Here is a 20,743-nt window from a genome sequence, read left to right on the forward strand (position 1 = left end):
ACACGCTCGGCGTTCCACTGGAAGAACGGGCGGCTGTTCCTGGCCAAGATGGACACGCCGGTCGCGTTCGTGTGGTCCTGGCCCGAGGTGGACCCCGCCACGCTGAACCCGACGACGGTGACCATCTCGCGCGACCCCGACGGCCGCTGGCACGCCTCCCTCGCCGTCGAAACCGCCGACACGACCGCTGGTGAGACCGCTGGCGAAGGCGGGCAGGCCCCGGCCACCGGCTCGGCGGTCGGCGTGGACCTGGGCGTCAAAGACTTCGCGGTCCTGTCCACCGGGGAGCGCATCGCCAATGCGCGCCATCTGGAACGCAAGGCGAAGAATCTGGCCCACTATCAGCGGCGCGTGGCCCGCAAACAGCGCGGCTCGAACAACAGGAACAGGGCGAGGGCGAAGGTTGCCCGCGCGCACACCAAGGTCCGTGACGCCCGCGCCGATTTCCTGCACAAGACCAGCGCCCGCCTGGTGCGCGAGCACGACCTGATCGTGGTCGAGGACCTGGCCGTCAAGAACATGGTCCGCAACCGTAGCCTCGCGCGGGTCATCTCCGACTGCGGATGGGGCGAGTTCCGGCGCCAACTGCAGTACAAGAGCGCCAGGCACGGGCGGCACCTGATCGTGATCGACCGCTGGTACCCCTCCAGCAAGACCTGCTCGGCGTGCGGGCACCTGCTCGCCGAACTCTCGCTCAACACCCGGACGTGGCACTGCCCGTCCTGCGGCACCTGGCACGACCGGGACATCAACGCCGCCAAGAACATTCTGGCCGCTGGTCAAGCGGTGTCCGCCTGTGGAGCTGACGTGAGACACTCCGGGTCCTCCCGGGTGCGGTCGGCTGTGAAGCAGGAATCCTCACCCGCGAGGGTGGGAACCCCCCTCCTTTAGGAGGGGGGGAAGTCAAACGGACCAGTCGAGCTCCGGGCCGACCGGGACGATGCGGCTGGGGTTGATGTTGGTCTGGGTGACGTAGTAGTGCCGCTTGATCTGGTCGAAGTCCGTCGTGTCGCGGAACGCCGGGATGGCGTACAGCCTGCGGGCGTACGCCCAGAGCGCCGGGTAGTCCGTCAGCCGCCGGACCGAGCACTTGAAGTGGGCGTAGTAGACCGCGTCGAAGCGGGCCAGCGTGGTGTAGAGGCGCACATCGCTGTCGGTCAGCGCGTCGAACAGGAACTCCCGCCCTGTCAGGTGCTCCTCCAGGTGATCGAGGGTGGCGAAGACGCGGGTCACCGCCTCCTCGTACGCCTCCTGGGAGCGGGCGAAACCGGCCTCGTAGACGGCGTTGTTGAGGCCGTGGTAGAGGCGGTCGTTGAGGGCGTCGATCTCGGGTCTGAGGGCCTCGGGGTAGAGGTCCGGAGTGGTTCCCCACGACATTTCCAGATCGAGGGTGATCTGCGGGAAGTCGTTGGTGACGAGGCGCTGGTCGCGGTTGTCCCAGACGCAGGGGACGGTGTAGCGGCCCGTGTACTCGGGGTCGGTCGCCAGGTAGAGCTCCGACAGGTACTCCGGGTCGCCGCCGGGAACCCGCCAGCCCTTCTCGTCCCTGATCGGGTCCACGATCGTCACGTCCAGCAGGTCTCGCAGGCCGAGCAGCTCGCGCACGATCAGCACCCGTTGCGCCCACGGGCAGGCGTAGGAGGCGTAGAGGCGGTAGCGGCCGGGCTCGGGCGGGCCGCTGGGCAGCCGGTCGGTGAAGCGGTTCGGCTGCCGGACGAAGCGCCCGTCGTCGGCGATCTCGCGTGCCAGCTTCATCAACCCAGTAGAACATGATTCGGGCAGTAGGGGCACAATCGAGGCCATGGCGAAGTTCGTGGTGACCCCATCCAACGAGGCGCAGCGCGATGCGTGGCTCGGCGGCACGATTCCAGAGGTTGAGCGGGTACGTCCCGGACTGTGGTCGGTTCCGGTGCCGATCCCGATCAATCCGCTGCGGTACGTCCTGGTCTACGTGCTGGAGCTGCCGGACGGCGTCGCGATCGTCGACGCGGGGTGGAACACCGACGAGGCCTACGCGGCGCTGGCCGCCGGGCTGCGCGTCGCCGGGTACGACATGACGGACGTCAAAGGCGTCCTGGTCACCCACCTCCATCCCGACCACTACGGGCTGGCGGGGCGGATCCGCGAGACCTCGGGCGCCTGGATCGCCCTGCACCCGGGCGACGCCGCCCTGGTGCACGACCGCTACGACGAGGGCGCCATCGACGCGCTGGTCGCCAGGGAGAGGGCGGTGCTGGTCCGGTCGGGTGTGCCGGAGCTGACGCTGGACGAGCTGGCCGGCGCGTCCATGATGATCAGGCACATGGTGTCGATGGCCAAGCCCGACCGGCTCGTCGAGGACGGGGAGCGGCTCGACCTGCCCGGATGGGACCTGCGGGCGATCTGGACCCCCGGTCACTCGCCCGGCCACCTGTGCTTCGTGTCGCCGTCCAGGAAGGTGCTGTTCTCCGGCGACCACGTGCTCGCGAAGATCACGCCGATCGTGGCCGTGCACCCGCAGTCGGGGCCGAACCCGCTGGCCGACTACCTCGACTCGCTGGCCGCCGTGCGCATGCTGGACGTCGAAGAGGTGCTGCCCGCGCACGAGTACCGGTTCCTGGAGCTCGCGAAGCGGGTCGACTACGTGATGGCGCACCACGACGAGCGGCTGACCGAGATCGAGCGGGTGGTCGCGGCGGCCGGTGACGGCGTGAGCTGCTGGGCGGTCGCGACCAGGCTGACCTGGTCGCGTCCGTGGGAGACGATCCCGCCGTTCATGCGGCGCGCGGCCAACAACGAGACGCTCGCGCATCTGACCTGGCTGGAGGCGAAGAAGCGGGTACGTCGGGTGCCGGGGGAGCCGGACCTGTGGCTTCCGGAGGCAAATTCCATGTAAACCAAGTAGGGAAAGTTGACTTATGGTCCGGGCCTGCGTAGCGTCGAACTCATGAGCCCGGACCTGACTCGGCGCGCGCATGTCGACTACTGCCGCGTCGTCAGCGCACAGTGTCACTGATCACGACATAGTCCCCCGTCCCCCACATTAAGAGGACATTTCGTGATCAAACGTGTCGTCCCGTACTCGTGCTCCCCGTCGTCACCGCCTGCGGCACCGCCCAGGGGGCCACGGAAACCCAGGAGCTGCGCTACCAGGGCGGCGTCGGCGCCGTCACCGACCTCTCCAGGCCAGGTCAAGGGCGCGGACGTCCACACCGACGCCGACAACCCGTTCGCTTCGGGAGGGGCCCGATGAAGATCGAGTTCGTGCACGTCTCCAAGGAGTTCGCCGTCCGGGGCGACGGCTTCACCGCACTGTCGGACATCTCCCTCACCGTCGGGGAGGGCGAGTTCCTCACGCTGGTGGGCCCCAGCGGCTGCGGCAAGTCCACCCTGCTGGACCTGCTCACCGGCCTGACCGCGCCGACCCGTGGCGAGATCCGCATCGACGGCGCGCCGGTGGAGGGGCCTGGCCTCGACCGCGGCATCGTCTTCCAGCAGTACGCGCTGTTCCCGTGGCGCACCGCGGTCGCCAACGTGGAGTTCGGCCTGGAGGCCAACGCAGTCCCCAGGCAGGAGCGGCGGGACCTCGCCAGGCACTACCTCGACCTGGTCGGGCTGCGCGGCTTCGACGACCGCTACCCGCACGAGCTGTCAGCCGGCATGCGGCAGCGCGTCGCCATCGCCCGCAGCCTCGCCTACGACCCGGCCGTGCTGCTGATGGACGAACCCTTCGCCGCCCTGGACGCCCAGACCCGGGAGTCCCTGCAGGAGGAACTGCTGCGGATCTGGGCCAAGACCGGCAAGACCGTCGTCTTCATCACCCACGGCGTCGACGAGGCCGTCTACCTCGGGCAGCGCGTCGCCGTCATGACGCCGAGCCCCGGCCGCATCCGGGAGATCATCGAGATCGACTTCGACTCGCGCGAGGGCGACCTGCGCGCCGATCCCCGGTTCGGGGAGTACCGGCACGCCATCTGGACCCTCCTGCGCGAGGAGGCGATCCCTGTTGCCTGAACCCTCGTCCGCCACCGCCGGCCTCTCCTCCTCAGCCCTCGACGACCACCGTCCCCGCCCCACCTCCCTCACCACCGCCCAGCCGACCTCCGCGGCCCCCACAACCGCTCGGGCTGCTCTTCGACCTGCTCCTCGTACGCCTGGAGCGCCGTTTCTCCACCTGGAGGACCACGTGAGTATGCACCTGAACGCCTTCCTCATGGGCGTCGGCCACCACGAGGCCGCGTGGCGGCATCCGCTGACGGAGCCGCGCCGCATCACCGACCTGCGTCACTTCCAGGAGCTGGCCAGGATCGCCGAACGTGGCAAGCTCGACTCGTTGTTCCTCGCCGACGGGCTGGCGTTGGTGGGGAACGTCCGGCACAACGCGCTGGGAGGGCTGGAGCCGCTGACCCTGCTGGCGGCCCTGGCCGCCGTCACCGAGCACGTCGGACTGATCGCCACCGTGTCCACGACGTACAACGAGCCGTTCCACGTGGCGCGCAAGTTCGCCTCGCTGGACCACATCAGCGGCGGGCGCGCCGGTTGGAACATCGTCACCTCGGCGGGTGAGGCGGAGGCGCACAACTTCGGCCTCGAACGTCCGGCGCACGGCGAGCGCTATCGGCGGGCGGAGGAGTTCCTGCAGGTCGCGACGGCGCTGTGGGACAGCTGGGCGGACGATGCGGTGCTCGGCGACCGCCAATCGGGGATTTATGCCGATATTTCGCGCGTAAGGCCGATAAATCATGAGGGGACGCACTTCCGGGTCAAGGGGCCGCTCAACATCCAGCGCCCGCCCCAGGGGCGCCCCCTCCTCGTCCAGGCCGGATCGTCCGAGGACGGCAAGGAGTTCGCCGCCAGGCACGCCGAGGCCGTCTTCATCGCGCAGCAGACGCTGGAGGACGCCCAAGAGTTCTACGCCGACCTCAAGGGCAGGCTCCCGGCGTACGGCCGCGAACCGCACCAGGTCAAGATCCTTCCCGGCGTCTCGCCCATCATCGGGTCCACCGAACGCGAGGCGCTCCGGCTGGAGAAGGAGCTGGAGGAGCTGATCATCCCCGCGTACGGGGTGCGGCAACTGTCCAACATCCTCGGCGTGGATCTCGCCGCCTACCCCCTGGACGGCCCGCTCCCCGACACCCCGCCCAACCCGGACGGCCAGCAGAGCCGCGTCCAGCTCATCAGGGACCTGGCCGACAGGGGCAACCTGACGATCCGCGAGGTGATCAGCAAGCTGGCGGGCGGGCGCGGCCACCGGGTCGTCGTGGGAACGCCCGAGCAGATCGTCGACGAGCTGCAGGAATGGTACGAGAACGGCGCGGCGGACGGCTTCAACATCATGCCCCCGTACCTGCCCGGGGGCCTGGCGGACTTCGTCGACCACGTCGTCCCGGAACTGCAGATCCGCGGCCTGTTCCGCAAGGACTACGAGGGCCGCACGCTGCGCGACCACTACGGGCTGGCCCGCCCCGCGCGGGTGGTGGTCGCGTGAGCATCGTCACCGTGGTGGGCAACCCGAGGCCCGGGTCCAGGACGTACGCGGCGGCGGTCGCGGCCACCGACGCCGTCGCCGAGCGGCTCGGGCACACCGGCACCCGGGACGTCATCGACCTGTCGGCCCTCGCGCCGGTCATCCTCGCCCCCGGGGCGCACGCCAACCTCGAGATCGCGGTCGAGTTGCTGGCGGGCGCGTCGGTGGCGGTCCTGGCCAGCCCGACCTACAAGGCCACGTACACGGGGCTGCTCAAGGCGTTCCTCGACCGGCTCCCGCCGAACGCGCTGGCGGGCAAGGCGGCCCTGCCCCTGCTGGTCATGGGGCATCCGAGGCACGCGCTCGCGGTGGAGGTCCACTTCCGGCCGCTGCTGGTGGAGCTGGGCGCGTTCGTCCCGACGCCGGGGCTGGCGCTGCTGGAGTCCGAGCTCCCGGCGGACGAGCCGCTGGCCCGCTGGGCCGACCTGATCGCCCCCCAGATCCTCGCCACGCAAGGAGCGCTGCGATGACCTCGGCGGCCGGCGAGACGAGCCCTGCGGCGACGGGAATCGCGGTCGGCAAGACGGGCGCGGCGGAAGGAGAGCTGCGATGACGGTGACCGACGTGCCGGTGGACGCGGATCGCTTCCGCACCGCGCTCGCCCAGCACGCCACCGGGGTCGTGATCGTGACGGCGCACGCGGAGGGCACCCTGGTCGGCCTGACCGCGACCTCCTTCGCCTCGGTCAGCCTCGACCCGCCGCTGGTCTCGTTCTACGTCGACCAGGCCTCCACCACCTGGCCCTGGCTCCGCCTGGCGGACCACTTCGCGGTGAACGTCCTGGCCGGAGACCAGCACGACCTGGCCACCCGGTTCGCCCGCAAGGGCCTGGACCGCTTCGCCGCCCCCACCCGCTGGCACCCGGGCCCCCACGGGACCCCCTTGCTGGAGGACGTCTCGGCCCACCTGATCTGCGTCACGCACAGCACGATCGCGATCGGCGACCACACCCTGGTGGTCGGCCTCGTCACCGCCGCCGCCACCTCTCCCGCCCGCCCTCTGCTCTACCACCGAGGCCGGTACGGCCGCTTCCTCCCTCACTGACCAGCCTTCCGGCCCGCGGGACCTCCTACCGGACGCGCAAAGGCGCTCGTCACGAAGGAGCCCGAGGGACGGCACCGCGGCCCTCCCGACCCGCCGGGAGGGCCGCCGCCATGACCCTCCCACGCCACCTCGAAAACTGGCTCATATCCTTGTGAGCTTGATCCAGATCCCGAGTTGTTGCGGCAGCGTTTGTCGGCCTCACGGTTCATCCCCAGTTCCCGAGCCACATCGGCACAGGACCGGCCCGTCGTCCGGACCAACCTCACCGCGTCCCGCTTGAACTCCTCGCCGAACTTCGACGGTCGTGCCACCCGAAGGCTCCCCTCCATAGACCACCAAGATCCATTGTCAGGGATGTCCACACCACAGAGGGAACCTCAGGTGAGCAGCTCGAACACCTGCTGAGGTGGCGCGGCGACGAGGGCCTCCTAATGGATGGACGTGCCGGCTGCTTGTGCTTGTCGGCGGGCGCCGTCTGCGGGGCTGCCGAACGGGCTTCCACCGCCAACCTCCAGGTAGTCGCGCAGACTCGTCATGTAGTGCTGCCAGCTGCGGCTGCACATGCCGAAGCACTCCAGGTCCTCGCTCAGGCCTTGGTGGCGGAAGACGAGCTCAGATGTGTCGCCGTCGACGGGGGTAATGGTGAACGTGGGCCTGGTGCCGATCCAGTCGGGCAGGAAGGGGCAGTCGATGACGGTCCATCGCACCGACGTCGGCCGGGTCGCCTCCTCGACGTGGATCACGAGTGGCTCGGGGGCGTTCATGAGGAACTGGAGCTCGCCGCCGGTCGCGCCGGACCCGGTCGCCGGGCTCCACCATGCCGCGAGCCCCGTGATAGTGGTGAGCGCGTCGAAGAGGACGTCAGGAGAGGCTTTCACCCGCACGGTCGTCTGGTAGTCCGCAGTGCTTGTCATGGCCAGGTCCTTTCAGTTCGAATGCTGGTTGTTGTGGCGCGGAACAGGGGCAGGCCTGTCAAGGTGGTCGCTTAGCGCCTGGAGACGGTCGTCCCAGTCGTGGGCCAACGCTGCCAGGAATTGCTGCGCGAGCTGCATGGGCGCGGAATGGAGCCGGTAACGCACTCGCCGCCGCTCGCCGAGTTCGGGGGTCACCAGACCCGCGTCAGCCAGCAAGACGAGGTGTTTGGCGATCGCCTGGCGCGTGATCGGGAGGCAATCGGCCAGATCGGTGGCAGTGGCCGGACCTTGTGCCGCCAGCCTTGCCAGGATCGCTCGCCGGGTGGGGTCGGCCAGGGCTTGAAAGACCTGCTCCGCGATCGCCTCGATGTCAGGCGGCGGCAAAGTGGCCGGCCAGTGCATCGAGCTTGCTCGCCCATCCCTCGGCGTGGCTTTCATAGGCCTTGCGCCGGAAGCCGTCAGGCAGTTGTGCGAACCCGGTCTCGACGACCCGCACGCGTGTGCCGGAGCCAGCCGCTTCGAGGGTGAACTCGACGTAGGTACGGCGCGGATCATCGTCGGCAAGATCGGGGAGCCGCCAGGTAAACCCGAACACCACCGGTTCCTCGACCCGTTCGACCCGCATGTCGACAGTGAGCCCGCTCCTGACTGTCATCTGGGCGGCTCCGCCGGGTCGCAGGTCGATTGTCACCCTTTCCCCGAGCCAGGACGACAGGCCTTCGGATGTGGTGAGCGCGGTCCACACCTGCTCAGGCGGGCTCGTGAGCTCCACGCTCCGCTCGATCCGGTCGGGGAATGCCATCGCAGCCTCCAGTTAGCAACCAACCGGTTGCCATCGTATAGCAACCAATTGGTTGCATCAAGGTCTGGAGGGGCTCCTCCCTGCCGGGCCTCGGCGAGGCGGATCTCCCTCTCTGTCCGGCAGGTCGGCCACGGGGTCCTCCCGTCTTCCGGCCGAGATGTCGCGCAGCGGGCTGGAGGCCGATGATGAGCGATGAATCCCCGATCCCCGACGGTCGCGAGCCGGGGGCGGTGGGCGCTGAGCGCTCTCGAACAGGCACGGCTGCGCGGGTATGGTGCTTCTACTAGAAGTTTGTTCTCCTGTGCTGGAGGGTTCGATGCTTCGGTTCGATGACAGGGTCGCGATCGTCACAGGGGCCGGGCACGGCCTCGGCAGGTCCCACGCGCTCCTGCTGGCCGAGCGGGGCGCCAAGGTCGTCGTCAACGACCTCGGCGGCGCGCTCGACGGCACCGGCGCGTCCACGGGGCCGGCCGCCGAGGTGGTCGAGCTGATCACGAAGAACGGCGGGCAGGCCGTCGCCAGCGCCGACAACGTCGCCACGCAGGAGGGCGCCAGGGCGATCGTCCAGACGGCCGTCGACGCGTTCGGGAAGATCGACATCGTCGTCAACAACGCGGGCATCCTGCGCGACAGGTCGTTCGGGAAGATGACGGTCGAGGAGTTCGACGCGGTGCTGGCCGTCCACGTCCGCGGCTCCTACCTGGTCAGCCAGGCCGCCTACCCGTACATGAAGGAGGCCGGCTACGGGCGCGTCGTCAACACCTCCAGCCCGGCGGGCCTGTTCGGCAACTTCGGGCAGGCCAACTACTCCACCGCGAAGATGGGCCTGGTCGGCCTGACCAAGACCATCGCCATCGAGGGGGCGCGCAACGGCATCAGGGCCAACGCGATCGCGCCCGTCGCCTGGACCAGGATGACCGAGTCGCTGCTTCCCGCCGAGTTCGAGGCCACGTTCACGCCCGAACGGGTCAGCGCGCTCGTCGCCTACCTCGTCCACGACTCGTGCGAGGTCAGCGGCGAGGTGTTCAGCGTGGGCGGCGGCCGGGTGGCGCGGGTCTTCGTGGCCGAGGGGCCGGGCTGGAAGTCCGGCGAAATCACGCCGGAGGCGCTCGCCGACAACTGGGAGTCGGTCATGGCGGAGCAGCCGTACGTCCTGACGGCGGCGGACTCGATGAAGGCGATGCTCTAGCAGCCGGAGGTTGGGAAACACGCCGGTCGGCGTGTTTCCCAACCGTTTCAGCGTCGGCGGCCGTTGGGGTGCAGGACCACCTTGGTCCAGCCGTCGTCCCGCGTGTCGAAGTGCCGGTAGGCCTCCGGGGCCTGCTCCAGCGGCAACTCGTGGGAGACGACGAACGACGGCTTGGCCCTGTCGGTGTGGATGAGGTTGCGGAGCTGCCGGTTGTAGGCCTTGACGTTGGCCTGGCCGGTGCCCATCTTCTGGCCCTTGAACCAGAAGAGCCCCATGTCGAAGGGGATCTCACCCTGCTTGGCCAGCTCATCGGGTGCGCCGGGATCGTGGGGCAGGAAGAGGCCGACCACGCCGATGCCGCCGGTCGGCCGTACCGACTTGACCAGGTTGTTCAGGGTCATGTTGGGATGCTCGAAGCCTTGCGGGTCGTGGGCCTGGTAGCCGACGCACTCGCAGCCTCGGTCGGCGCCCTCGCCGCCGGTCAGATCCAGCACCTGCTCGACCGGTGAGGCGATGGCGTCGTTGATCGCGATCGCGCCGATCTGCTCGGCCAGCCGAAGCCGGTCGAGGTGCCGGTCGACGACCATGACCCTGCTCGCGCCTCTGATCATCGCGGAGTAGGCGGCCATCAGGCCGACCGGTCCCGCGCCGTAGACGACGACGGACTCGCCCGGCAGCAGGCCCGCCAGTTCGGTGCAGTGCCAGCCGGTCGGGAAGATGTCCGACAGCATCACGTAGTCCTTCTCCTTCTCCTTGGCGTCCGGCGGCAGCCTGAGGCAGTTGAAGTCGCCGTACGGCACGCGCAGGAGCTCGGCCTGGCCGCCCCTGAAGGGGCCCATCCCGGCGAAGCCGTAGGCGGCGCCGGCGGTTCCGGGGTTGAGGGTGAGGCAGAAGGCCGTCAGCCCGGCCTCGCAGTTCTTGCAGTGCCCGCAGGAGATGTTGAACGGCATGCAGACCATGTCGCCGACCTTGACCCGGTCGACCGCGGACCCGATGTCGACGACTTCGCCGAGGTTCTCGTGGCCGAGGACCAGGCCCGGTTCCAGGTCGGTCCGGCCTTCGTACATGTGCAGGTCCGAACCGCAGATGTTGGTGGTGGTGACGTGGACGAGGACGTCCGTCGGCCGTTCGATGCGGGCGTCGGGCACGTCCTGAACCACCACGTCGCGCGTGCCGTTGTAGACGACTGCTTGCATGATCGCCTCCCGATTGGCGGCAGACCGGGCCAGGTGCTCGATCTGGCGGGCGCGCCGGTCCGGCGGGGAGGAGCTCACCCGGCTTGGGCAGACGTCACCCTCTCCGAAGCCCCATGCCCGAACAATCGGAGCAACCGCCCATTTCTGGACAAAATCCAATCCGGATTCGGCCAACCAGTGCATGTGGCGGGCGAGCGGCGGCGAACAGGCGGAGGCGGCCGATCGACGTGCGTTCCCGTGAGAGGTGTCCCGCCGTATCGGAAATCTACCCACAAGAGGACTTTGTTCGTTCATCGGCGGAAGTAGCTGGAGTTTTGTCGGGCAACACTATTGATTTGCCGGAAGTGTGCTCCTATTGTCTCCGCATGACCCCCCAACCGGGCTCGCCCGGTGACGTCCTGGCGCTCATCAGCGCCGGCTCCGCGACCACCCGATCCGACCTCGTCCGGCTCACCGGTCTGGCCAGGTCCACGATCTCGCAGCGGGTCGACGCGCTGATCGAGAGCGGCCTCATCGAGGAGATCGAGAGCGGCGAGTCCACCGGTGGACGTCCCCCACGCCAGCTCCGCCTGCACACCGAGGTGCACGCCTTCGCGGGGGTGGACCTGGGCGCGACCCACTGCCGTGTCGCGCTGATGGACATGTCCGGCGAGGTGCTGGCCGAGTGCGAGGACCCCGTCCAGGTCGTGGATGGTCCCGAGACCGTCCTGGCCCACGTGGACCAGCGGCTCGACCTGCTGCTCGGCCAGGCGGGCCGGCCGAGGTCCGCGCTCAGGGCGATCGGCATCGGCGTGCCGGGCCCCGTGGAGTTCGCCACGGGCAGGCCGAACAACCCGCCGATCATGCCGGGCTGGAACGAGTACCCGATCCCCGAGTACTTCGCGGGCTGCGAGGTCCTGGTCGACAACGACGTCAACGCGATGGCGCTCGGCGAGCACCGCAACGCCTTCCCCGGCACCCGCCACCTGCTGTTCGTCAAGGTCGGCACCGGCATCGGCTGCGGCATCGTGGCCGAGGGCAGGCTGCACAGGGGCGCGCAGGGGTCGGCGGGCGACATCGGTCACATCCGGGTCTCCGGGCATGAGGACGCGGGCTGCCGCTGCGGCAACAGCGCCTGCCTGGAGGCCGTGGCGGGAGGCGCGGCGCTCGCGCGGCGGCTGACCGACCTGGGTGTGCCCGCCGAGTCCGGCGCGGACGTGGTGGCGCTCGTCCAGGGCGGCAACACGCAGGCGCTGCGGCTGGTCAGGGAGGCGGGCAGGCTCATCGGCGAGGTACTGGCCAGCCTGGTCAACTTCTTCAACCCCGAGGTCATCGTCATCGGCGGCGTCCTGTCGCGAGTTCACGAGCACCTGCTCGCGGGCGTCAGGGAGACCGTCTACCGCAGGTCGCTGCCGCTGGCCACCCATCATCTGTCGATCGTGCCGAGCCGCACCGGGATCAACGCCGCCGCACTGGGCGCCGGCTCCCTGGCGATCGAGCACTACCTGTCACCCGACAACATCAACCGCATCGTCAACGCCTGAAAGGGAGCCCCCGATGCTGGTCATGAGGGGCATCGTCAAGCAGTTCCCCGGCGTGCGCGCGCTCGACGGGGTCGACCTGGACGTCGAGGCAGGCGAGGTGCACTGCCTGCTCGGCCAGAACGGCGCGGGCAAGTCCACACTGATCAAGGTGCTGGCCGGCGTCCACCAGCCCGACGAGGGCACCATCAGGTTCAACGGCCGGGACGTCCGCCCGTCGAGCCCGATCGACGCCATCAAGCTCGGTTTCGCCACCATCTACCAGGAACTGGACCTGGTCGACGGGCTCAGCGTGGCCGAGAACATCTTCCTCGGCCACGAGCACGCCCGGCTCGGCTTCGTCAACAAGGGCGCCGCCAACCGGGCCGCCCGCGAGGTGCTGTCCAGGCTCGGGCACCCGGAGATCCGCCCGTCCACCGAGGTCGGACGGCTCTCACCGGCCGCCAAGCAGGTCGTGTCGATGGCGCGGGCCCTCTCACACGACGCCCGCCTGATCATCATGGACGAGCCGTCCGCCGCGCTCGCCCACGACGAGGTGGCGAACCTGTTCCGGATCATCCGCGAGCTGACCGCCCAGGGCGTCGCCGTCGTCTACATCTCGCACCGGCTGGAGGAGATCCGCGAGATCGGCGACCGGGTCACCGTGCTGAAGGACGGCCGCACGGTCGCCGTCGGCCTGCCCGCTCGCGACACCCCGACGTCCCAGGTCGTCTCGCTGATGACCGGCAGGAACGTCGAGTACGTCTTCCCGCCGCGCGCCGCGGGCCCGCCGGGCGAGGAGGTGCTGCGGGTCGAGCACCTGACCTCGCGCGGCGCGTTCGCGGACGTGTCGTTCTCGGTGCGCGCGGGGGAGATCGTCGGGCTGGCCGGGCTCGTCGGCTCCGGCCGGTCGGAGATCCTGGAGGCGGTGTACGGGGCGCGCCCGGCCACCGGGCGGCTCCTGCTCGGCGGCGAGCCGGTGCGCCGCGGCGACGTCGTCCAGATGGTGCGGCGCGGCATGGGGCTGGCCCCCGAGGAGCGCAAGGCCCAGGCCCTGCTGCTCGACCAGAGCGTCACCGCCAACATCACCCTCGGCAGCCTGCCCGGTTTCGCCAGGTTCGGCTGGATGGACCGGGGCCGCGAACGGGCCGAGGCCCGGCGGCTGGTGGAGGCGCTCGACATCCGGCCGCCCGACCCGGAACGTCCGATCAAGACGCTGTCGGGCGGCAACCAGCAGAAGGCCGTGCTGGCCCGCTGGCTGCTCGGCGGGCGCAGGCTGCTCCTGCTCGACGAGCCGACCCGAGGGGTGGACGTCGGAGCCAGGGCCGAGCTGTACGCGGTCATCCGGGGGCTGGCCGACCAGGGCATCGGCGTGCTGCTCGTGTCCAGCGAGGTGCCGGAGGTGCTGGGCCTGGCCGACCGCGTCCTGGTGCTGCGCGAAGGAACGGTCATCCACGAGGCGGACGCGGGGGAGCTCGACGAGCACCGCGTGCTCGACATGATCATGGATGGGAGGGCGGCCTGATGACGGGCGACGCCAGAAGACCGGGCGGCGGGGCGGTCGCCCGGCTCGGCGGGGCGCCGGGCGGCGGGGTGCTGGCCCGGCTCGGCGAGGTGCCGCACCTGGGCCTGTTCGCGGCGCTCGGGCTGCTCGTGATCGTCGGCGTGGTGACCAGGCCCGACAACTTCGCGACCACCGCGAACCTGGTCAGCATCCTGTCGCTGGCGGCCACGATCGGCGTCATCACCGTCGGTGCGACGTTCGTCATCATCGGCGGCGGCATCGACCTGTCGGTGGGCGCCGTCATGGCGCTGGCCTCGGTCTGGGCGACGACCCTGGCCACGCAGTCGTACGGGCCGTTCGTGATGGCGCTGTGCGCGATCCTCGTCGGCACCGGGGCCGGGCTGGTGAACGGGCTGCTCATCGCGTACGGGCGGCTGGTGCCGTTCATCGCCACGCTGGCCATGCTGGTCGCGGCCCGCGGGCTGGCGCAGCGGATGTCCGACCGCAAGACCCAGCTCATCCAGCCGGGCAACGCCGCCATCGTGGACCTGTCGACCACGCGGGTGGCCGGAATCCCGCTCCTCGTCTACATCTTCGCGCTGGTGGTGGTGCTCGGCGCGATCCTGCTCTACCGCACCACGTTCGGCCGCCGTACCTACGCCGTCGGCGGCAACCCGGAGGCGGCCAGGCTCGCCGGCATCAACGTGCGCAGGCACACCATGCTGCTGTACGCCCTGTCGGGGCTGTGCTGCGGCATCGCGGCGGTCCTCATCATGGCCCGCACCACGACCGGTTCGTCCACCCACGGAGACCTGTACGAACTCGACGCCATCGCCGCCGTCATCATCGGCGGCACCCTTCTCACCGGCGGCCGCGGCACGATCACCGGCTCGATCCTCGGCCTGCTGATCTTCACGCTCATCACCAACCTGTTCATCCTCAACGGGCTCAACACCAGCGACCAGCTGATCGCGAAGGGCCTGATCATCGTCGTCGCCGTCCTTCTCCAGCGACGGAACCTGAAGGAGAGAGCACCATGAGCCAGAACGTCGCGCGCAGGGGATTTCTCGTCGGCGGAGCCGTACTGTTAGCGGCCGGCTGCACCAGCAACGAGCCCGCGGCAGCGCCCTCCAGCGCGGCGCCCGCGCCCGCCCCGGCGGCCAGCGGCAACGACCAGCCGGGCACCAAGGTGGTCATCGGCTTCTCCGCGCCCGCGGCCGACCACGGCTGGATCGCCGCCATCGCCAAGAACGCCGAGAGCGCCGCCAAGCAGTACAGCGACATCGACTTCAAGCCCGTCGAGCCCACCAACGACATCAACCAGCAGATCTCCGCCGTCGAGTCGCTGATCGCGGCCAAGGTGAACGCGCTGGTCATCCTCCCCAACGACGGTCAGCAGCTGAACCAGGTCGCGCTGCAGGCGACGCAGGCCGGCATCCCCGTCATCAACCTCGACCGGGTCTTCCCCGACAAGCTCGCCTACCGCACCTGGATCGGCGGCGACAACTACGGCATGGGCGTCGCGGCGGGCCACTACATCGGCGAGAAGCTCAAGGGCAAGGGCGTCTCCAACCCGGTGATCGTGGAGATCCAGGGCATCGCCACGCTCCCTCTCACCCAGGACCGCAGCAAGGGCTTCGCCGACGCGCTGAAGACGTACGGGTTCAGCGTCACGGCCAAGCAGGACGCCAAGTTCACCGTCGAGACGGGCAACCAGGTCGCCGCCAGCCTCCTCCAGGCCCACAAGAAGATCGACGCGCTCTGGAACCACGACGACGACCAGGGTGTCGGCGTGCTCGCCGCCATCAAGGAGGCCAACCGCACCGAGTTCTTCATGGTCGGCGGGGCCGGCTCGCTCAACGCCATGAAGGAGATCCAGTCGGGCGGCTCCGTGCTGGAGGCCACCGTCACGTACAGCCCGACGATGGCGTCCTCGGCCGTCAAGCTCGCGAGGCTGATCGCCCAGGGAAAGGGCATGAGTGACCTGGTGGAGAACCAAGTTCCGCAGTCCATCACGCTCGCGTCGGAGACCATTACCAAGGAGAACGTCGAGAAGTACCTGCCACTCGGCTTCGAATCCTGATCGGGGGTTGCATGTCAGACAAGACCACGGTCGGCGTGGGCATGGTCGGCTACGCGTTCATGGGCCGCGTCCACTCCCAGGCGTGGCGGAGCGTGGGGGCCTTCTTCGACCTGCCGCTGGCACCGCGGATGGCGGTCCTGGCGGGCAGGTCGAAGGAGCGCACCGCCGCTGCGGCCGCCCAACTCGGCTGGGCGGACACCGAGACCGACTGGAGAGAGCTGGTACGGCGGGACGACGTGCAGATCGTCGACATCTGCACGCCCGGCGACTCGCACGCCGAGATCGCCATCGCGGCCCTCGAGGCCGGCAAGCACGTGCTCTGCGAGAAACCGCTGGCCAACACCGTCGCCGAAGCCGAGGCGATGGCCAGGGCGGCGGCCGGCGCGCCCGGCAAGAGCATGGTCGCCTTCAACTACCGGCGGGTGCCCGCGCTCGCGCTGGCCCGCCGGTTCGTGGAGGAGGGCAGGGTCGGCGAGATCAGGCACGTCCGCGCCGCCTACCTGCAGGACTGGATCGTCGACCCCGAGTTCCCGCTGGTCTGGCGGCTGCAGAAGGACAAGGCGGGCTCGGGCGCGCTCGGCGACATCGGCGCGCATATCGTCGACGCCGCCCAGTACGTCACCGGCCAGCACGTCGTCGGCGTCTCCGCGCTGACGGAGACGTTCGTCAAGCAACGCCCCCTGGCCGCGGAGTCGGCGGGGCTGGGCGCGAGCGCCGCCGGCTCGACCGGCCCCGTCACCGTGGACGACGCCGCGCTGTTCATCGGACGCCTGTCCGGCGGCGCGCTCGCCTCCTTCGAGGCCACCCGCTTCGCCACCGGACGCAAGAACGCGATGCGCATCGAGATCAACGGCTCGCTCGGCAGCCTGGCCTTCGACTTCGAGGCCATGAACGAGCTCTGGTTCTCCGAGGGCGGCGGCGGCTTCGAACGCATCCTCGTCACCGAGCCCGACCACCCGTACGTCGGCGCCTGGTGGCCGCCGGGTCACGGGCTCGGCTACGAGCACACCTTCACCCACGAGATCAAGGACTTCCTGGAGGCGATCGCCCAGGACACCGACCCCGTGCCGTCGTTCGCCGACGGCCTGCGGGTGCAGCGGGTGCTGGCGGCGGTCGAGCGCAGCGCGGCTGACGGCAGCCGCTACACGAACGTGGAGGACGCATGAGACCCGTCACGTTGTTCACAGGACAGTGGGCCGACCTGCCGTTCGAGGAGGTGTGCGAGCTCGCGGCCGGCTGGGGCTACGACGGCCTCGAGATCGCCTGCTCGGGCGACCACTTCGACGTGGCGCAGGCCATGGCCGACCCGTCGTACGTGGAGCAGAAGCACGCCCAGCTCGACAAGCACGGCCTGAAGGTCTGGACCATCTCCAACCATCTCGTCGGCCAGGCCGTCTGCGACCACCCCATCGACGAGCGGCACAAGGCCATCCTGCCCGCCCGCATCTGGGGCTCCGGCGACCCGGAGTCGGTGCGGCAGGCGGCGGCGGAAGAGCTCAAGAACACCGCCAGGGCGGCGGCGCTGCTCGGCGTCGACACCGTGGTCGGCTTCACCGGCTCGTCGATCTGGCACACCGTCGCCATGTTCCCGCCGGTGCCCGCGTCCATGGTCGAGGCGGGCTACCAGGACTTCGCCGACCGGTGGAACCCCATCCTGGACGTCTTCGACGAGGTGGGCGTCCGCTTCGCGCTGGAGATCCACCCCAGCGAGATCGCCTACGACTACCACACCACGGTCAGGACCCTCGAGGCGATCGGCCACCGGCCCGCCTTCGGCCTGAACTGGGACCCGTCGCACATGGTCTGGCAGGACCTGGACCCGGTGGCCTTCATCCTGGACTTCGCCGACCGGATCTACCACGTCGACTGCAAGGACACCCGGGTCCGCGTGGGCGACGGCCGCAAAGGCCGCCTGTCCTCGCACCTGCCGTGGGCGGACATGCGCAGAGGCTGGGACTTCGTCTCCACGGGGCGCGGCGACGTCCCCTGGGAGGACTGCTTCAGGGCGCTGAACTCGATCGGCTACCCGGGCCCGATCTCGATCGAGTGGGAGGACGCGGGCATGGACCGGCTGGACGGCGCGGAGGAGGCCCTCGCCTACATCCGCCGGCTGAACGCCATCACCCCGCCCACCGCCTCCTTCGACGCCGCCTTCTCCACCACCTGACGCGAACCACCTGACGCGAACGCCCCCGGCTCGGTCGGAGCCGGGGGCGTGCAGTGGACGTGTCAGAAGGTCACATGCCCTGGAACTTCACCTTCGGGCAGCACTTCGAGTGGAACTGCGTGGCAGCCCGCTTCATCTGCCGCTTCGCCTCTTCCTTCTTCTCGTCCGTCATCTTCCGCCAGGTCGAGGCGTTCTCCTTCACGACCTTCGGGGCGGGAGGCGCGAAGTACTTGTCGTACCGGGCGCGGCACTCCTCTCCCCTCGCGGTCGTGTCGTTCTGGAAGGCCTCCACGCAGGAGTCCTCGGCGGCCTTCCAGCGGGCCGCCTTCTTCGGGTCGGGACCCGTCTCCACCTGAGGAGCGGAGTGGGCGGCCGCCGCGAACGGGCAGGCGGCGGTCTGGGTCTGAGCCTGGGCGAAGGCGGCGTCGGCGAGCCCGAGCGCCGGGACGGCGCCCGAGGCGACGACGGCCGCGCCGATGACCCGTGCGAGCATGAGAGTTCCCTTGTTCATGCCCTCGGGTCTACTGACCCTGGCGACGGCGCTCACCCCGAACCACCCAGCCTGGCCCAACTCTTGGACGCGGCTTGACCTCCCAGGGCGGAGAAACCCTCCCGGACGGCGTCGTCCAGCCGTATCCCGGTCAGGTGGTGCTTCTCGTGGCCGGATAGGGCAGTGTCGCGGCGAGCCGCCAACCCCCCTCGCCGTCAGGACCCGCCGAGAGGCCGCCCCCCAGAGCCTTGGCGCGCTCGCGCATGCCTGCCAGCCCGTGCCCCGAGGACGGCAGCCGCTCCCGCACGGTGGGCGGGCAGGTGTTGGTGATCTCGACGGCCATCCTGTCGCCGCTCTCCGACACCCTGACCCGCACCCGGGTGCCTGGCCCGGCGTGCTTCAGCACGTTGGTGAGCCCCTCCTGGACGATCCGCGCCGCCGAGGCGCGGGCCACCAGCGGGGCGTGGTCCACCGCCGGATCGAGGTCGAGGTCCACCAGGAGGCCCGCGCCGGTCATCCGCTCCGCGGCCTCCCGGATCACGTCCCCCGGGTCCGCCAGCAGGTCGGGCTCCTTCTCCGGGTCGCGCAGGACGTCGAGGAGGCTGCGCAGGTCTTCCAGCACCTGGTGCCCGGTGGCGCGGATGTCGGTGAGCGCCTCGGCCGCCGGGCCCTCGGAGGTGGCGTAACGGGCGGCGCTCGCGCGCAGCACCATCGCGCCGACGTGGTGGGCGACGATGTCGTGCACCTCGCGGGCGATGCGCTCCCGCTCGGCCAGCCGGTCGGCGCGGATCTGGGCGATCACCAGCCGTTCCGACTGCCGGACACGCAGCCGCTCCGACTCGGTGGCCGCCTGGCGCGCGCCCAGGTAGCGGCCGATGGCGACCGGCGTGATCACGAGGAGCATCAGGATGAAGGCCCTGAACGGGGTGACGTCGGCCGTGCTCGTGACGATCGCGATCGCGGCCAGGCCGCACGCGGCCAGGTAGACCACCAGATTCCAGGTCCAGGACGCGACCCGCATCGCGAAGACCGCCACGCTGATCAACGTCAGCACCATCGCCGTGTTGGTAGCTCTCGGCAGGTACTGGTCGGCCGTCAGCAGGATGACGCCCTCGAACAGGAAGACCATGCCGGGCAGGCGGCGTGCCACGCCCAGCGCCAGGCCCGCCACGACCACCACCAGGCCGTTGGCCCAGACCGGCTGGGTGCCCGTGTGCCAGGACGTCCAGGTGCCGAGCACGGACAGCGCCACGCCCACGCCGCCCAGCAGGACGTCGGGGGTGACGTCGCGTTCCTGGAGGCGTCCGGCCGGGCCCCGCAGGTAGGCGCCCAGGACGGCGGGGAACACCGACACGAGCACCGAGTAGAACCAGACATTTCGCGTCATCGCGACGCCCGGGTCGGCCAGGTTGATCGCCGTCGCCGCGATGCCCGCCAGCACCGTCACGGGGGTGAACTGCCAGCGCGACAGGTAGGCCACCAGGCCGATCCCCACGCACAGGAGCATCTGGGCGGTGTTGGAGGTGAAGGCGTCGATCTGGTCGGTGTACACGAGGAAGGCGGCCAGGTACAGCGTGACAGGCACGGGGAAGCGCCTGACGAACGCCATGGGCGCGCCGACCAGCACCGAGAACGTCATCACCACCCAGACGGGTGAGGAAGGGCCGCCGGACTTGCCGGACAGGAGCAGGTCGAGCCCGATCCCGCACGCGCCGAGCAGGATGTCCAGCCACGCTCCTCGCCATCGCATGACCATGACGTTACTGAAACCGGCCGCGTCCTCACTCCGTCGTGAGGAGGAGACCACCGACCAGATTGACCGGCCCGCGCCCTCCACGGGGCTTCCTCCCTTGCGGAGGAGACCGCGGCCTAGGTTGACCGGCCCGCTCGGCTGCGGAGAACGTAACCCGCGAGGACGGCCACCCCCAGAGCGGCCTGGGCCGCGAGGAAGCCGCCGAGCGAGCCCGGCCTGCCGGCCAGCGCCGCGATCAACGGGACGCACCCCGGAACGGCGAGGTCCACGCCGATGAGAGCCCAGATGAGCGGGCCCGTCGGGACGGGGCCGCCCGGAGTGTCGATGACGGGCATCGAATGGTCGACAGGGCCGCGCCGGGCCATCCGCAGGGCCGCCGCGGCGATGGCCGGGGCCGTCAGCGGGCCGAACAGCCACCACGTCCCGGCGGGGAGCCAGCCCGCCAGTGACAGCCCGGCCAGCGCGGTCGCCGTCCAGACGCCGCCGAGCAGCGCGGGCAGCACGGCGCGTGCGGCCAGCGCCTGACGGTGGCCGACACCGGCGAGCCGCGCCAGGCTCGGGTTGTCGGCGTCGCGCCGGGCGCCGGACGTGACACC

The 20,743-nt window shown here is 70.0% G+C and carries 21 protein-coding genes and 1 pseudogene; 13 read left to right on the forward strand and 9 right to left on the reverse strand.

The features are described 5' to 3' along the window. On the forward strand, positions 1–891 hold an 891-nt coding region (locus tag ABZ297_RS39595; RefSeq protein WP_355357224.1), incomplete at its 5' end, for a transposase. A gap of 12 nt (positions 892–903) precedes the next feature. Here the strand turns inward: ABZ297_RS39595 and ABZ297_RS39600 are convergent. Further along, a complete protein-coding gene (locus ABZ297_RS39600) occupies positions 904–1,755 on the reverse strand; it encodes a glutathione S-transferase C-terminal domain-containing protein (protein ID WP_355357226.1) in 852 nt (283 codons plus the stop codon). A 46-nt stretch (positions 1,756–1,801) separates the two neighbouring features. Between ABZ297_RS39600 and ABZ297_RS39605 the strand changes: the two genes are divergently transcribed. From ABZ297_RS39605 to ABZ297_RS39625, 5 genes are all read left to right on the forward strand, one after another. Beyond that, on the forward strand, positions 1,802–2,875 hold the full coding sequence (locus ABZ297_RS39605; protein WP_355357228.1) for an MBL fold metallo-hydrolase: 1,074 nt from the start codon (positions 1,802–1,804) through the stop codon (positions 2,873–2,875). A gap of 353 nt (positions 2,876–3,228) precedes the next feature. Continuing rightward, on the forward strand, positions 3,229–3,993 hold the full coding sequence (locus tag ABZ297_RS39610; protein ID WP_355357230.1) for an ABC transporter ATP-binding protein: 765 nt from the start codon (positions 3,229–3,231) through the stop codon (positions 3,991–3,993). 178 nt (positions 3,994–4,171) lie between these two features. Further along, complete coding sequence (locus ABZ297_RS39615; RefSeq protein ID WP_355357260.1) at positions 4,172–5,467, forward strand: LLM class flavin-dependent oxidoreductase; 1,296 nt, start codon at positions 4,172–4,174, stop codon at positions 5,465–5,467. Next, positions 5,464–5,976: an NADPH-dependent FMN reductase gene (locus tag ABZ297_RS39620; protein ID WP_355357232.1), complete on the forward strand. Its 513-nt coding sequence runs from the start codon at positions 5,464–5,466 to the stop codon at positions 5,974–5,976. The genes ABZ297_RS39615 and ABZ297_RS39620 overlap by 4 nt, the downstream gene beginning before the upstream one ends. 79 nt (positions 5,977–6,055) lie before the next feature. After that, positions 6,056–6,550, forward strand: a complete 495-nt coding sequence (locus ABZ297_RS39625; protein ID WP_355357233.1) for a flavin reductase family protein — start codon at positions 6,056–6,058, stop codon at positions 6,548–6,550. On the opposite strand, the gene ABZ297_RS39630 is transcribed toward ABZ297_RS39625, so the two are convergent. From ABZ297_RS39630 to ABZ297_RS39645, 4 genes are all read right to left on the reverse strand, one after another. Continuing rightward, positions 6,544–6,879, reverse strand: a complete 336-nt coding sequence (locus tag ABZ297_RS39630) for a transposase (RefSeq protein ID WP_355357262.1) — start codon at positions 6,877–6,879, stop codon at positions 6,544–6,546. The genes ABZ297_RS39625 and ABZ297_RS39630 overlap by 7 nt on opposite strands. A 99-nt stretch (positions 6,880–6,978) precedes the next feature. Beyond that, entirely contained in the window at positions 6,979–7,464 is a 486-nt protein-coding gene (locus ABZ297_RS39635) for an SRPBCC domain-containing protein (RefSeq protein ID WP_355357235.1), read from the reverse strand. Positions 7,465–7,476: 12 nt separating this feature from the next. Beyond that, entirely contained in the window at positions 7,477–7,866 is a 390-nt protein-coding gene (locus ABZ297_RS39640) for a metalloregulator ArsR/SmtB family transcription factor (protein ID WP_355357237.1), read from the reverse strand. After that, positions 7,835–8,266 (reverse strand): SRPBCC domain-containing protein, encoded by a 432-nt coding sequence (locus tag ABZ297_RS39645; protein ID WP_355357239.1) that lies wholly within the window; start codon positions 8,264–8,266, stop codon positions 7,835–7,837. The genes ABZ297_RS39640 and ABZ297_RS39645 overlap by 32 nt, the downstream gene beginning before the upstream one ends. Positions 8,267–8,582: 316 nt before the next feature. Between ABZ297_RS39645 and ABZ297_RS39650 the strand changes: the two genes are divergently transcribed. Then, entirely contained in the window at positions 8,583–9,455 is an 873-nt protein-coding gene (locus tag ABZ297_RS39650) for an SDR family oxidoreductase (RefSeq protein WP_355357241.1), read from the forward strand. Between the two features lie 47 nt (positions 9,456–9,502). Here the strand turns inward: ABZ297_RS39650 and ABZ297_RS39655 are convergent, their stop codons facing one another. Next, positions 9,503–10,651, reverse strand: a complete 1,149-nt coding sequence (locus ABZ297_RS39655) for a glutathione-independent formaldehyde dehydrogenase (RefSeq protein WP_355357242.1) — start codon at positions 10,649–10,651, stop codon at positions 9,503–9,505. A gap of 365 nt (positions 10,652–11,016) precedes the next feature. On the opposite strand from ABZ297_RS39655, the gene ABZ297_RS39660 reads away from it, so the two are divergent. From ABZ297_RS39660 to ABZ297_RS39685, 6 genes are read left to right on the forward strand one after another with little or no spacing between them, the layout of a single operon-like run. Next, positions 11,017–12,174, forward strand: a complete 1,158-nt coding sequence (locus tag ABZ297_RS39660) for an ROK family transcriptional regulator (RefSeq protein ID WP_355357244.1) — start codon at positions 11,017–11,019, stop codon at positions 12,172–12,174. Positions 12,175–12,187: 13 nt separating this feature from the next. Beyond that, entirely contained in the window at positions 12,188–13,675 is a 1,488-nt protein-coding gene (locus ABZ297_RS39665; protein ID WP_355357246.1) for a sugar ABC transporter ATP-binding protein, read from the forward strand. Beyond that, on the forward strand, positions 13,675–14,694 hold the full coding sequence (locus ABZ297_RS39670; RefSeq protein WP_355357248.1) for an ABC transporter permease: 1,020 nt from the start codon (positions 13,675–13,677) through the stop codon (positions 14,692–14,694). The genes ABZ297_RS39665 and ABZ297_RS39670 overlap by 1 nt, the downstream gene beginning before the upstream one ends. Then, the gene (locus tag ABZ297_RS39675) at positions 14,691–15,737 is read left to right on the forward strand and encodes an ABC transporter substrate-binding protein (protein ID WP_355357250.1); all 1,047 of its coding nucleotides are present in this window, start codon (positions 14,691–14,693) and stop codon (positions 15,735–15,737) included. The genes ABZ297_RS39670 and ABZ297_RS39675 overlap by 4 nt, the downstream gene beginning before the upstream one ends. Positions 15,738–15,748: 11 nt before the next feature. Next, positions 15,749–16,903 (forward strand): Gfo/Idh/MocA family oxidoreductase, encoded by a 1,155-nt coding sequence (locus ABZ297_RS39680; protein WP_355357252.1) that lies wholly within the window; start codon positions 15,749–15,751, stop codon positions 16,901–16,903. Then, positions 16,900–17,904, forward strand: a complete 1,005-nt coding sequence (locus ABZ297_RS39685; protein WP_355357254.1) for a sugar phosphate isomerase/epimerase family protein — start codon at positions 16,900–16,902, stop codon at positions 17,902–17,904. The genes ABZ297_RS39680 and ABZ297_RS39685 overlap by 4 nt, the downstream gene beginning before the upstream one ends. A gap of 70 nt (positions 17,905–17,974) precedes the next feature. Here the strand turns inward: ABZ297_RS39685 and ABZ297_RS39690 are convergent, their stop codons facing one another. From ABZ297_RS39690 to ABZ297_RS39700, 3 genes and pseudogenes are all read right to left on the reverse strand, one after another. Further along, a complete protein-coding gene (locus tag ABZ297_RS39690; RefSeq protein ID WP_355357256.1) occupies positions 17,975–18,415 on the reverse strand; it encodes a hypothetical protein in 441 nt (146 codons plus the stop codon). Positions 18,416–18,545: 130 nt separating this feature from the next. Then, on the reverse strand, positions 18,546–20,144 hold the full coding sequence (locus ABZ297_RS39695) for a histidine kinase (protein ID WP_355357258.1): 1,599 nt from the start codon (positions 20,142–20,144) through the stop codon (positions 18,546–18,548). A 119-nt stretch (positions 20,145–20,263) separates the two neighbouring features. After that, positions 20,264–20,743, reverse strand: a pseudogene (locus ABZ297_RS39700) (hypothetical protein); the annotation flags it as partial.

The sequence above is a fragment of the Nonomuraea sp. NPDC005983 genome, from assembly GCF_040614375.1.
Taxonomy (GTDB): Bacteria; Actinomycetota; Actinomycetes; order Streptosporangiales; family Streptosporangiaceae; genus Nonomuraea.